Here is a 12,168-nt window from a genome sequence, read left to right as displayed (position 1 = left end):
ATGGCGAAGTGGCGAGGCATCGCCGGCGGCCTTACACTCTGACCATCACTGCCGCCGTGGGTTCGCCATGTCCACTCGTGACGCGGATGACCGCCGCGAATACTACCGTATCGAAGATACCCTCGCACTGGAATTTCGCCCTGCCGGGGCCGTCGAAGACGGCCTGGAGAGCGAGCCGGGGGCCACCCTGTTCAGCCTGCTCAGCGACCTCCACCTGATGGATTACGAGTCGCAGCACCTTCTGCGCCACATCAGCGAACGCGACCGCACGCTGGCCAACTACCTGAAGGTGATGAACAAGCGCATCGACCTGCTTGGCCAGGTCATGGTGCAGAGCCTGCTCAAGGAGATCGGCGAACCGCGCAAGGTCAGCCTGTCCGAGGGGGGAGTCAGCTTCCGCCACGACCGCGCATTGCCGGTCGGCCAGTTGCTCGTCCTGCGCATGGTCCTGTTGCCGCAGGGGTTCGGCCTCGAACTGCGGGCCCGGGTAATCCACGCCCAGCCACACGACGACGAATTCGAGATCGGCACCGAGTTCGAAGCGTTGAGCGACGCACAGCGCCAGTTGCTGGCCCGGCATATCCTCCAGAAGCAGGCCCAGCAGCGCCGCCTGGCACGGGCCGGACAGGGCCCGCTCGGCGAGCCGGGCCAACCTTCTTCGACCTGAAACCTTCTTCGACCTGAGATGTGCCGATGCTCCGTTCGCTACTGCTGTGCTCCCTCCTCCTCGCCCCGCCGCTGTTCGCCGACACCCTGAGCATTCCGCTGGGCGCCCAGGGCGATACCCGGGTCGCCCTGCCCGCGCACGGCGAAAGCCGCGAAGCCGTGCTGCAACGCTTCGGCCTGGCCGACGAGGAACATCCCGCGGTCGGCCAGCCGCCCATCATGCGCTGGGATTACCGCGACTTCTCGGTATATTTCGAAAGCGGCCGGGTGCTCGACAGCGTTCGCCATCATCGGCCGCGGAATCCCGCGCAACCCTCGAACAAGGAGCCACAGTGACTCTCATCTATGGACATCGCGGCGCCAAGGGCGAAGCGCCGGAAAACACCCTGGCCAGCTTCCAGCGCTGCCTGGAGCATGGCGTCAACCGTTGCGAACTGGACCTGCACCTGTCCCGCGACGGCGAACTGATGGTGATCCACGACCCGACCCTGAAGCGCACCACCGGCCGCCGCGGCAAGGTCGCCGAACACGACGCGGCCACCCTGGTCACCTACGACGCGCGCAAGGGCGGCCCCGGCTGGGTACGGCCGACGCCGATCCCGCGGCTGGAGGAGTTGTTCGAGAAGTGCCCGTTCGAGCACTGGCAACTGGAAGTGAAGAGCGCCTCGCGCGAACGCGCGGCGCGGACGGTAACGCGGATCAGGGAGCTGACCGAGCGCTTCGGCAACCGCGACAAGATCACCGTCACCAGCGGTTCGCGGACCGTGCTCAAGGCCCTCAACGAACTGACCCCAGAGCTGTCGCGCGGGCTGGTCGCCGAATACGCCTGGCTCGACCCGCTGAAGGTCGCCCAGCACTATGGCTGTGCCCTGCTCGCCCTGAACTGGACCCTATGCACCCCGGAACGCCTGCTCAAGGCCCAGCGCCAGGGGCTTCACGTCTCGGTGTGGACGGTCAACGAACCGGCGCTGATGCGCCGGCTCGCCGACTTCGGCGTGGACAGCCTGATCACAGACTTTCCCGGTTTGGCCAGCGCCACCCTCGGGAATCGCTGAGCACATCCCCTCCGGCCGGCTCAGGCCGCCGGCCGGAGTCCTTCAAAAAAGCCGGTTGAGGCCGTCGAACGCCGCTACCCGATAGGCTTCCGCCATGGTCGGGTAGTTGAAGGTGGTGTTGACGAAGTACTTCAGGGTATTCAGCTCGCCCGGCTGGTTCATGATCGCCTGGCCGATGTGGACGATTTCCGAAGCCTGGTCGCCGAAGCAGTGCACGCCGAGGATCTCCAGGGTCTCGCGATGGAACAGGATCTTCAGCATGCCCACCGGCTCGTTGGAAATCTGCGCCCGGGCCATGCCCTTGAAGAACGCCTTGCCCACTTCGTAGGGAATCTTCGCCGCGGTCAGTTCGCTTTCGTTCTTGCCGATCGAGCTGATCTCCGGAATGGTGTAGATGCCGGTCGGCACATCGTTGACGAAGCGCCAGCTGTCGCTCTCGACGATGTTGCCGGCGGCCGAGCGGCCCTGGTCGTAGGCAGCGCTGGCCAGGCTCGGCCAGCCGATCACGTCGCCGGCGGCGAAGATGTTGCTCACCGAAGTGCGGTAGTTCTCGTCCACCTCGATCTGGCCACGGCTGTTGACCTTGATGCCGACGTTCTCCAGGCCGAGCTTGTCGGTGTTGCCGGTCCGGCCGTTGCACCAGAGCAGCGCGTCCGCCTTGATCTTCTTGCCCGACTTCAGGTGCAGGATGACACCGTTGTCCAGCCCCTCGACGCGCTCGTACTCCTCGTTGTGGCGGATCAGCACGTTGTTGTTGCGCAGGTGGTAGCTCAGCGCATCGGAAATCTCGTCATCGAGGAAGCTGAGCAACTGGTCGCGCGTATCGATCAGGTCCACCAGCACGCCCAGGCCGCTGAAGATCGACGCGTATTCGCAGCCGATCACCCCGGCTCCGTAGATGATCAGCCGGCGCGGGGTGTGGCTCAGGGACAGGATGGTGTCGCTGTCGTAGACCCGCGGGTGGTTGAAATTGATGTCCGAAGGACGATACGGGCGCGAGCCGGTGGCGATCACGAACTGGTCGGCGACCAGGCGCTCCACCGCGCCGCTCGGCGTCACCACTTCGACGGTGCGTTCGTCGACGAAGCTGGCGGTGCCGGTGAACATGTCGATGCGATTGCGCGCGTAGTAGCCGGTACGCGAAGCGACCTGCTTGGAGATCACCCGGTCGGCGCTCTTCAGCACGTCGGGGAAGGAGAACCAGCGCGGCTCGCCGATCTGGCGGAACATCGGGTTGGTGTTGAACTCGATGATCTGCTTCACCGAGTGGCGCAGGGCCTTGGAAGGAATGGTGCCGAGGTGCGTGCAGTTGCCTCCGACCACGCGACGGCTGTCGACTACCGCCAGCTTGCGTCCGTACTTGGAGGCGTTCATCGCCGCCCCTTCGCCCGCCGGACCCGTGCCCAAAATCACCACGTCGTAGTTGTAGACAGCCATGCGTACTCCTCAGAACAGGCCGAGGCGCCCACTGGCGCCTCCGGCAAAGCCGCTGCACAACATGTGCGCGGCGGATCGATTCGATCATCGGGTCGGTGCGAACGACGGCATTCGCCGGGCAAGGCTCGGTCCGACCTCGAGGCGGGCATATGTTACGCCCTGTGCGAAATGTCGCACATTAGCGTTTGGTCGCGTCGTAGGCGAGTTTTCCGGGCACTACAGATTCGTCGCGGTTGGCTTCCTCGCATTTCTGCCGGTCGCCGCCGCAGATCGAGCATTCCTTCTCGATCCCCAGGTTGGCGATGCCGCCGCAGGAACCGGCGATCGGCTTGCGGCCCATGATGACGCCGATGGACATGCCGAAGACCACCAGCAGCATGATGACGAAGACCAGTAGCCAGGTCATGGACGTTCTCCTTGGTTGCCGAACAGTTGCTCGTAGCGTGGCGTGGTGCGGCTGTCGAAACCGTTGCCCTGGCGACTGACGAACAGCGCCGCCAGTCGGTGCTTCTCGGCGAAACGGTAGCCCTCCTCCGGACCGAGCACCATCAGCAGGGTCGACAGGCCGTCGGCGTTGCGCGTCGACGGATCGATCACCGTGACCGAAGCCAGGTGATGGTCGATCGGCGCGCCGGTGCGCGGGTCGAAGGTGTGCGAATAGCGCTGGCCGTTCTCTTCGAAATAGTTGCGGTAATCGCCCGAGGTCGAGACGCCGTAGCCGTCCAGCGCCAGTACCTGCTGGGCGACCCGCTGGCCCTCGCGCGGCGCTTCGATAGCGATGCGCCAGGGCGTGCCGTCCGGCTTGCGCCCTTCGGCTTTCAACTCGCCGGTGATTTCCGCCAGGTAGCTGCGCACGCCAAGCTCCTTCAGGCGTTCGCCTACCGCGTCCACCGTATAGCCAGCGGCGATGCTGTCGAAGTCCAGCTGTACGGCGGCGTCCTTGCACAGGCGCTGGCCGTCGATGCGCAGGTGTCGATGGCCGACGTCACGGCGCACCGCGGCGATCTGCTCGGCGCTGGGAACCTTCTCCACCCGCGCCTGCGGACCGAAGCCCCAGAGGTTCATCAGCGGCTCGACGGTCATGTCGAAGGCGCCCTGGCTCTGTTCCGACAACTCGCCGCCGTAGCGCAGCAACTCCAGCATCGGTGGCGGCAGCTCCATGCAGGACTGCGCCGGCAGCGCATTGAAACGCGAGACCAGGGAATCGTCGCGGTAGGTGGACATCTGCCGGTCGACCTCGGCGAGGATCGCCTCCACCGCGGCTTTCGCCGTCTGGACGTCGGGCGCCGAGGCGCCGCGCACGTACTTGATCGAATAGGTGCTGCCCATGGTCGGGCCGCCGAAGCTTTCCAGGGTGTCGCCGCAACCGGCCAGGACCAGCGCCAGCGCTGCCAGTCCGGCCATGGCAAGCGGACGGAAACGCTCAGCCACCGAAATCGTCCAGCAGGATATTCTCGCGCTCCACGCCCAGGTCGGTGAGCATCTTGATCACCGCGGCATTCATCATCGGCGGGCCGCACATGTAGAACTCGCAGTCCTCGGGCGCCGGGTGGTCCTTCAGGTAGTTCTCGAACAGCACGTTGTGGATGAAACCGGTCAGGCCGGTCCAGTTGTCCTCCGGCTGCGGGTCGGACAGCGCCAGGTGCCACTGGAAGTTGGGATTCTCCGCCTGCAGCTGGTCGTACTCCTCGGTATAGAAGGCCTCGCGCAGCGAGCGCGCGCCGTACCAGAAGCTGATCTTGCGGTTCGACTTGAGCCGGCGCAACTGGTCGAAGATGTGCGAACGCATCGGCGCCATGCCGGCGCCGCCGCCGATGAAGACCATCTCGGCCTCGGTGTCCTTGGCGAAGAACTCGCCGAACGGCCCGTACACGGTGACCTTGTCGCCCGGCTTGAGGTTGAACACCCAGGACGACATCTGCCCCGGCGGCAGGTCGCTGCCCGGCGGCGGCGAGGCGATGCGGATGTTGAACTTGACCACGCCCTTCTCTTCCGGGTAGTTGGCCATCGAGTAGGCGCGGATCACCGTCTCGTCGACCTTCGACACGTAGCGCCACATGTTGAACTTGTCCCAGTCGCCGCGATATTCCGGCTGGATATCGAAGTCCTTGTACTCGACCACGTGCGGCGGGCATTCCAGCTGCACGTAGCCGCCGGCACGAAAGTCCACGCTCTCGCCGTCCGGCAGGCGCAGGGTGAGTTCCTTGATGAAGGTGGCGACGTTGGGGTTGGACTCCACCGTGCACTCCCATTTCTTCACCCCGAAGACCTCTTCAGGCACGCGGATCTGCATATCCTGCTTGACCGGCGTCTGGCACGACAGGCGCCAGCCTTCCTTCGCCTGGCGCCGGGTGAAGTGCGACTCCTCGGTGGGCAGCATCTCGCCGCCGCCCTCGACCACCACGCATTTGCACTGCGCGCAGGTGCCGCCGCCGCCGCAGGCGGAAGACAGGAACACGTTGTTCGCCGCCAGGGTTTGCAGCAGCTTGCCGCCGGCCGGCACGGTCAGGCTGTGCTCGCCATTGATCTGGATGGTCACGTCTCCACTCGACACCAGCTTGGCGCGGGCGACCAGGATGATCGCCACCAGGCCCAGGACGATGGCGGTGAACATGCCGATGGCCAGGAAAATCTCGAATCCGATCACGGGCCTCTCCTTACAACTGCACGCCGGAGAACGACATGAAGCCCAACGACATCAGGCCGATGGTGATGAAGGTGATCCCCAGGCCCTGCAGGCCCTCGGGGACGTCGCTGTACTTGAGCTTCTCGCGGATACCCGCCAGCGCGGCGATCGCCAGCGCCCAGGAAAAGCCCGAGCCGACGCCGTACACCGTGCTCTCGGCAAGGTTGTAGTCGCGCTCGACCATGAACAGCGAGCCGGCCATGATCGCGCAGTTCACCGTGATCAGCGGCAGGAACACGCCCAGCGCGTTGTAGAGGCTGGGTACGTACTTGTCGAGGAGCATCTCGAGGATCTGCACGATGGCGGCGATCACCCCGATGTAGCTGAGCAGGCCGAGGAAGCTCAGGTCCACCTCGGGCAGCCCGGCCCAGGCCAGCGCGCCGTCCTTGAGCAGGTAGGTGTAGATCAGGTTGTTGGCCGGCACGGTGATGGTCTGCACCACGATCACCGCGATACCCAGGCCGATGGCGGTCTCCACCTTCTTCGAGATGGCGATGAAGGTACACATGCCGAGGAAGAACGCCAGCGCCATGTTCTCGACGAACACGGCCTTCACGAACAGGCTGATGTAGTGCTCCATCAGTAAGCCTCCTTGCTGGATACCTGCGGGGCCATCTTGTAGGTCGGGGCCTCGACCTGGTCTTTCTTCCAGGTCCGCAGGGCCCAGATGATCAGGCCGATCAGGAAGAACGCCGAAGGCGGCAGCAGGAGCAGGCCGTTCGGCTGGTACCAGCCGCCATCGTTGACCGTCGGCAACACGCTGATGCCGTAGAGCTTGCCGGCGCCGAACAGCTCGCGGACGAAGCCCAGCACCAGCAGCATGGCGCTGTAGCCGAGACCGTTGCCGATGCCGTCGAAGAACGACACGAGCGGCGGGTTGGCCATGGCGAAGGCTTCGGCGCGGCCCATCACGATGCAGTTGGTGATGATCAGCCCGACGAACACCGAGAGCTGCTTGCTCAGGCTATAGGCATAGGCCTTGAGCACCTGGTCGACGACGATCACCAGCGAGGCGATGATCACCATCTGCACGATCATCCGGATCGAGCTGGGAATCTGCCGGCGGATCATCGAGATGAACAGGTTGGAGAAGCCGGTCACCAGGGTCAGGGCGATGGCCATGACGGTAGCGGTCTTCAGGTTCGAGGTTACCGCCAGCGCCGAGCAGATCCCGAGGATCTGCAGGCCGATCGGATTGTTCTGGAAGACCGGATTGAACAGGACTTCGCGGATCGTGGGTTGAGCAGCCATCACGCCTCCCCTTTGCGCAGATTGGCGAGGAAGGCGTCGAAACCGTCCTTGCCGAGCCAGAAATGCAGCAGGTTGTCGACACCCTTGCTGGTCAGGGTGGCGCCGGCCAGGCCGTCGACCTGGTGGGTCGCCTTCGCCGATTGCGGGTCCACCGAGCCCTTGATGATCTGTACGGCAAGATCGCCCTGGGCGTCGTAGAGGGTCTTGCCGACCCACAGCGCCTTCCATTTCGGATTGTCGACCTCGCCGCCGAGACCGGGGGTCTCGCCATGCTGGTAGAAGCCGAAGCCGGCGACCGTGTTGAGGTCGCCCTTGAGCGCCAGGAAGCCGTAGAGGGTCGACCACAGACCGTAGCCGCGCACCGGCAGGATCAGGGTGTCGAGCTTGCCGTCGGTCTCCACCAGGTAGACCGTGGTATAGCGCTCGCGGCGCTTGATCGAGGCGATGTCCTCGGCGGCGGGCAGCGCATCCGACAGCGCCGGGTCCTTGGCCGCTTTCAGCGGGTCGTAGCCGAGCGGGTCCTGGGCATCGCTGAAGGTGCCGCTCTGCAGGTCGACCACCTTGGCGGTGATGCGACTGTCGAACAGCGCCTTGACCTCTTTGCCGGACATGCCCGGCTCGCCGAGACCAGCGATGGCGAGGATGCTGCGCTGCTTGTCGAGCAGGCGGTTTTCCGCCTGGGTCGGCTTCAGCGCCACCGCCGCGCCGGCGACGAACACCGAGCTGACCAGGCACACTACCAGGGCTACCAGCAGTGTGCGGGTGGTGGATTCTTGATTAGCCATTGCGCGCCAGCCTCCGCTTGATGTTGGCCTGAACGACGAAATGGTCGATCAGCGGTGCGAACAGGTTAGCGAACAGGATCGCCAGCATCATGCCTTCCGGGAACGCCGGGTTGACCACCCGGATCAGCATGACCATCACTCCGATCAGGGCGCCGAACAGCCACTTGCCGGTATCGGTCATGGACGCCGAGACCGGGTCGGTGGCCATGAAGATCATGCCGAAGGCGAAGCCGCCGGTGACCAGGTGCCAATACCAGGGCATGGCGAACATCGGGTTGCTGGCCGAGCCGATGGCGTTGAACAGGTAGCTCATGGCGACCATCCCCGCCATCACCCCGGCGACGATGCGCCAGGAGGCGATGCGGGTCAGCAGCAGCACGGCGCCGCCGATGAAGATCGCCAGGGTGCTGGTCTCGCCCATCGAACCCTGCATGTGGCCGAGGAAGGCATCCATCCAGGTCAAGCCGTGGCCGAGGATGTTGTCCACGCCGCCGGCGGCGGCCAGGCTCAGCGAGGTGGCGCCGGCGAAGCCGTCCACCGAGGTCCATACCGCGTCGCCGGACATCTGCGCCGGGTAGGCGAAGAACAGGAAGGCCCGGCCAACCAGTGCCGGATTGAGGAAGTTCTTCCCGGTGCCGCCGAACACTTCCTTGCCCAGCACCACGCCGAAGCTGATCCCCAGGGCTACCTGCCACAACGGGACGGACGGCGGCAGGGTCAGGGCGAACAGCACCGAGGTGACGAAGAAGCCTTCGTTGACCTCGTGGCGGCGGATGCTGGCGAACAGCACCTCCCAGAAACCGCCGACGATGAAGGTGGTCAGGTACACCGGCAGGAAGTACGCGGCGCCCTGGACCAGGCAATCCCACAAGCTGTTCGGGTCGAACCCGGCCAGCGCGCCGATCAGGGCGAAGCGCCAGCCATCCTGGGCGCTCAACAGGTCGGGGCTCTGGGCGAAGATCAGGTTGGCCTGGTGGCCGACGTTGTACATGCCGAAGAACATCGCCGGGAAGGTGCATAGCCAGACGATGATCATCATGCGCTTCAGGTCGATGCCGTCGCGCACGTGTGCAGTGGTGCGGGTGACGCTGCCGGGACGATAGAGGAAGGTGTCCACGGCTTCGTACAGCGGGTACCACTTCTCGTAGCGCCCGCCCTTCTCGAAATGATGCTCGACCTTGTCGAGCAGGTTACGCAAACCCATGGCTCAGCCCTCCTGCTCGATGCGTGCCAGATTGTCCCGCAGAATCGGGCCGTATTCGTACTTGCCGGCGCAGACGTAGCTGCACAGCGCCAGGTCCTCTTCGTCGAGTTCCAGGGCGCCGAGCTTCTGGGCCATTTCCGTGTCGCCGACGATCAGGTAGCGCAGCAGTTGAGTCGGCAGGATATCCAGCGGCATCACCGCCTCGTAGTTACCTACCGGCACCATCGCCCGTGGGCTGCCGTTGGTGCTGGTGGTGAAGGCGAAGCGCTTGCCGCCGAGCAGCCTGGAGACGAACACGTTGAGCAGCGAATGCTTTTCCACCCCGGCGCGCAGGTAGTGGAGGAACTCGCGCTGGTCGCCCTCCTTGAGACAGGACAACTGCAGGTGGTAGCGCCCCAGGTAGGCGTAGGCGCCATGGGCGGTGCGACCGCCCAGCACGGAGCCGGAGATCAGCCGGTTGTTGCCCGGCTGCAACTGGCCGGCGGCCAGTTCGTCGAGGTTGGCGCCCAAGCGGGTGCGCACCAGACGTGGCTTTTCCACCACCGGACCGGCCAGGGCGATCACCCGCTCGGTCCACAATTGCCCGGTCGTGAACAACTTGCCGATGGCGATCACGTCCTGGTAGTTCAGGTTCCACACGCTCTTGCCGGCACCCACCGGGTCGAGGAAGTGGATATGGGTGCCGGGCAGGCCCGCCGGATGCGGACCGGAGAATGCTTGCGCGGTCACGCCGGAGAGCGCCTCGCCGGGTAGCGAAACGCCTTCCGCCTTGCACAGGAACACCCGGGCCAGGCGCCCGAGCACCGTCAGCCCGGCCTGGAAGGCCTCGCCCTGCTCCGCGATAACCACCTGCGGATCGGCGGCCAGCGGCTGGGTATCGATGGCAGTGACGAAAATCGAACTGGGGCTGGACTCGGGATCGGGCACCTTGCTGAACGGCCGGGTCCGCAGCGCGGTCCACAGGCCCGACTGCAACAGGTTGTCGCGAACCTGCTCGGCGCTCAGCGTGGCGAGTTTGTCAGCGGGATAACGGGCGAACTCCAGTTGCTCGTCGCCGTCGAGATCGATGACCACCGATTGCAGGACGCGCTTCTCGCCACGATGGATGGCACTGACCACACCGGCGCCGGGTGCGGTATAGCTGACGGAGGGATTCTTCTTGTCGGTGAACAGCGCCTGCCCCAGCTTCACCCGGTCGCCTACCTGCACCGCCATGGTCGGCTTCATGCCGTGGTAGTCGAAACCGATCAACGCCACGCTGCGTACCGGGCGTGCTGCCTCGATGCGCTGTTCGGGGGCGCCGCTGATGGGCAGGTCCAGGCCACGTTTTATCTTGATCATGTCTAGTGCCTAGTGGTCGTGGACAGAAAAGACGAGGCCCAAGTCAGAAAATGACCATCATCGCGCGCAACGTACTGAATTGGCACGATTGATGAATGGCCCCGCAAGGTAACCACGGGATTATAAAGAGCCACCTCCCCGGGAGCCACCCAAGCCGCACACCGGGTCTTGAAACGCGTAACAGAAAACGACAGAAAAACATGCCCGTGCGAAATGAAAAACGGGAGCCGAAGCTCCCGTCCTGCGCCACCCGCAGGCTCAGGCCTGCTGGCCGAGCCCGCGCCTTTCCGCCAGCGACAGCTTGACCCGGTAGCACAACCACATCAGCAGCAGCCAGAATGGAATGGCGTACACCGAGATGTTGATCCCGGGGATCATCAGCATGATGCCAAGGATGAACACCACGAAGGCCAGGCACAGGTAGTTGCTGAACGGCGACCAGAGCGCCTTGAAGAAGGTGTCCACGCCCTGGCGCTTCATCGCCGCGCGGAACTTCAGGTGCGACAGGCTGATCATCGCCCAGTTGATCACCAGCGCCGCCACCACCAGCGACATCAGCAGTTCCAGCGCCTTGTGCGGCAATACGTAGTTGACGATCACGCAGAGGAAGGTGATCAGCGCCGAGACCAGGATCGACAGCACCGGCACGCCCCGGCGGTCCACCGACATCAGCACCTTCGGCGCGTCACCCTGGGCGGCCAGGCCGTAGAGCATCCGGCTGTTGCAGTAGACGCCGCTGTTGTAGACCGACAATGCCGCGGTGAGTACTACGAAGTTGAGGATGTTGGCCGCGGTGCCGCTGCCGATCAACGAGAAGATCTGCACGAACGGGCTGCCGCTGTAGTCGTCGCCGGAAGCGTTGATGGTCTCCACCAGCTGGTCCCATGGATACAGCGAGAGCAGCACCGCCAGGGCGCCGATATAGAAGATCAGGATCCGGTAGATCACCTGGTTGATCGCCTTCGGGATCACCTTCCGCGGCTCGGACGCCTCGGCGGCGGTGATACCCACCAACTCCAGCCCCCCGAAGGAGAACATGATGATCGCCAGGGTCATCACCAGGCCGCTGAGACCGTTGGGGAAGAAGCCGCCGCGGTCCCACAGGTTGCTCACCGAGGCTTGCGGTCCGCCACCGCCGCCGACCAGCAGGTAGATACCGAGCAGGATCATGCCGACGATCGCCGCTACCTTGATGATCGCGAACCAGAACTCGGTCTCGCCGAAGGCTTTCACGTTGGCCAGGTTGATCGCGTTGATCAGCACGAAGAACGCCGCCGCCGTCGCCCAGGTCGGCACGTCCGGCCACCAATACTGGATGTACTTGCCCACCGCGGTCAGCTCCGACATGCCCACCAGGATGTACAGCACCCAGTAGTTCCAGCCGGAAAGGAAACCGGCGAATCCGCCCCAGTACTTGTGTGCGAAGTGACTGAAGGAGCCGGCCACCGGCTCCTCGACGATCATCTCGCCGAGCTGGCGCATGATCAGGAAGGCGATGAAGCCGCCAATGGCGTAACCGAGGATCATCGACGGGCCGGCCGTCTTGATGACGCCCGCCGAGCCGAGGAACAGCCCGGTGCCGATCGCCCCGCCCAGCGCGATCAACTGGATGTGGCGATTCTTCAGGCCACGCTTCAGCTCGCCCTGGTGCAGATGTTGACCATCCATTGAAAAACCCTAAATCGAAGTGAGTAGTTTCTTGTTCTGGTTATCCACAGAAATGAAAAACGGGAGCCCGAGAGC

At 64.5% G+C, this 12,168-nt stretch carries 13 protein-coding genes; 3 read left to right on the top strand and 10 right to left on the bottom strand.

Annotated features, from left to right (window positions below):
• The first annotated feature begins 67 nt into the window (after positions 1–67).
• The 3 genes from FHW81_RS06505 to FHW81_RS06495 are packed head-to-tail and all read left to right on the top strand — an operon-like array spanning position 68 to position 1,721.
• Complete coding sequence (locus FHW81_RS06505; RefSeq protein ID WP_003105196.1) at positions 68–667, top strand: PilZ domain-containing protein; 600 nt, start codon at positions 68–70, stop codon at positions 665–667.
• A gap of 26 nt (positions 668–693) precedes the next feature.
• The gene (locus FHW81_RS06500; RefSeq protein WP_023091173.1) at positions 694–1,002 is read left to right on the top strand and encodes a hypothetical protein; all 309 of its coding nucleotides are present in this window, start codon (positions 694–696) and stop codon (positions 1,000–1,002) included.
• Positions 999–1,721 (top strand): glycerophosphodiester phosphodiesterase, encoded by a 723-nt coding sequence (locus FHW81_RS06495; protein WP_003143662.1) that lies wholly within the window; start codon positions 999–1,001, stop codon positions 1,719–1,721. Before FHW81_RS06500 ends, FHW81_RS06495 begins: the two co-directional genes overlap by 4 nt.
• Before the next feature lie 42 nt (positions 1,722–1,763).
• On the opposite strand, the gene sthA is transcribed toward FHW81_RS06495, so the two are convergent.
• The 10 genes from sthA to FHW81_RS06445 form a co-directional block, all read right to left on the bottom strand.
• Positions 1,764–3,158, bottom strand: coding sequence for a Si-specific NAD(P)(+) transhydrogenase (sthA, locus tag FHW81_RS06490; RefSeq protein ID WP_003091177.1), 1,395 nt, complete (start codon positions 3,156–3,158; stop codon positions 1,764–1,766).
• A gap of 178 nt (positions 3,159–3,336) precedes the next feature.
• On the bottom strand, positions 3,337–3,564 hold the full coding sequence (nqrM, locus tag FHW81_RS06485) for a (Na+)-NQR maturation NqrM (RefSeq protein ID WP_003091178.1): 228 nt from the start codon (positions 3,562–3,564) through the stop codon (positions 3,337–3,339).
• Positions 3,561–4,589: an FAD:protein FMN transferase gene (locus FHW81_RS06480; RefSeq protein ID WP_003105187.1), complete on the bottom strand. Its 1,029-nt coding sequence runs from the start codon at positions 4,587–4,589 to the stop codon at positions 3,561–3,563. The genes nqrM and FHW81_RS06480 overlap by 4 nt, the downstream gene beginning before the upstream one ends.
• Positions 4,582–5,805, bottom strand: a complete 1,224-nt coding sequence (nqrF, locus tag FHW81_RS06475; protein WP_003113984.1) for an NADH:ubiquinone reductase (Na(+)-transporting) subunit F — start codon at positions 5,803–5,805, stop codon at positions 4,582–4,584. Before nqrF ends, FHW81_RS06480 begins: the two co-directional genes overlap by 8 nt.
• Before the next feature lie 10 nt (positions 5,806–5,815).
• Positions 5,816–6,424: an NADH:ubiquinone reductase (Na(+)-transporting) subunit E gene (gene nqrE, locus FHW81_RS06470; RefSeq protein WP_003091182.1), complete on the bottom strand. Its 609-nt coding sequence runs from the start codon at positions 6,422–6,424 to the stop codon at positions 5,816–5,818.
• On the bottom strand, positions 6,424–7,098 hold the full coding sequence (gene nqrD / locus FHW81_RS06465; RefSeq protein WP_003119802.1) for an NADH:ubiquinone reductase (Na(+)-transporting) subunit D: 675 nt from the start codon (positions 7,096–7,098) through the stop codon (positions 6,424–6,426). Before nqrD ends, nqrE begins: the two co-directional genes overlap by 1 nt.
• Positions 7,095–7,880 (bottom strand): Na(+)-translocating NADH-quinone reductase subunit C, encoded by a 786-nt coding sequence (locus FHW81_RS06460; RefSeq protein WP_003105182.1) that lies wholly within the window; start codon positions 7,878–7,880, stop codon positions 7,095–7,097. The genes nqrD and FHW81_RS06460 overlap by 4 nt, the downstream gene beginning before the upstream one ends.
• Positions 7,873–9,084: an NADH:ubiquinone reductase (Na(+)-transporting) subunit B gene (locus tag FHW81_RS06455; protein WP_003105180.1), complete on the bottom strand. Its 1,212-nt coding sequence runs from the start codon at positions 9,082–9,084 to the stop codon at positions 7,873–7,875. Before FHW81_RS06455 ends, FHW81_RS06460 begins: the two co-directional genes overlap by 8 nt.
• 3 nt (positions 9,085–9,087) lie before the next feature.
• Complete coding sequence (locus tag FHW81_RS06450; RefSeq protein WP_003105177.1) at positions 9,088–10,425, bottom strand: Na(+)-translocating NADH-quinone reductase subunit A; 1,338 nt, start codon at positions 10,423–10,425, stop codon at positions 9,088–9,090.
• 258 nt (positions 10,426–10,683) lie between these two features.
• Positions 10,684–12,093 (bottom strand): amino acid permease, encoded by a 1,410-nt coding sequence (locus tag FHW81_RS06445; RefSeq protein WP_003118089.1) that lies wholly within the window; start codon positions 12,091–12,093, stop codon positions 10,684–10,686.
• Positions 12,094–12,168: the final 75 nt, after the last annotated feature.

The sequence above is a fragment of the Pseudomonas sp. RC10-4-2 genome (genome assembly GCF_050433085.1).
GTDB classification, from domain to species: domain Bacteria; phylum Pseudomonadota; class Gammaproteobacteria; order Pseudomonadales; family Pseudomonadaceae; genus Pseudomonas; species Pseudomonas aeruginosa.
The sequence above is the reverse complement of the archived record's forward strand: the minus strand, read 5'-3'. Positions and strand labels throughout refer to the sequence as shown.

Excerpts from the sequence above, each read along its gene's own strand:
- FHW81_RS06445 (WP_003118089.1), bottom strand. The coding sequence starts at position 12,093 with ATGGATGGTCAACATCTGCACCAGGGCGAGCTGAAGCGTGGCCTGAAG.
- FHW81_RS06505 (WP_003105196.1), top strand. The coding sequence starts at position 68 with ATGTCCACTCGTGACGCGGATGACCGCCGCGAATACTACCGTATCGAA.
- FHW81_RS06500 (WP_023091173.1), top strand. The coding sequence starts at position 694 with ATGCTCCGTTCGCTACTGCTGTGCTCCCTCCTCCTCGCCCCGCCGCTG.
- nqrE (WP_003091182.1), bottom strand. The coding sequence starts at position 6,424 with ATGGAGCACTACATCAGCCTGTTCGTGAAGGCCGTGTTCGTCGAGAAC.
- FHW81_RS06450 (WP_003105177.1), bottom strand. The coding sequence starts at position 10,425 with ATGATCAAGATAAAACGTGGCCTGGACCTGCCCATCAGCGGCGCCCCC.
- FHW81_RS06460 (WP_003105182.1), bottom strand. The coding sequence starts at position 7,880 with ATGGCTAATCAAGAATCCACCACCCGCACACTGCTGGTAGCCCTGGTA.
- FHW81_RS06455 (WP_003105180.1), bottom strand. The coding sequence starts at position 9,084 with ATGGGTTTGCGTAACCTGCTCGACAAGGTCGAGCATCATTTCGAGAAG.
- sthA (WP_003091177.1), bottom strand. The coding sequence starts at position 3,158 with ATGGCTGTCTACAACTACGACGTGGTGATTTTGGGCACGGGTCCGGCG.
- nqrM (WP_003091178.1), bottom strand. The coding sequence starts at position 3,564 with ATGACCTGGCTACTGGTCTTCGTCATCATGCTGCTGGTGGTCTTCGGC.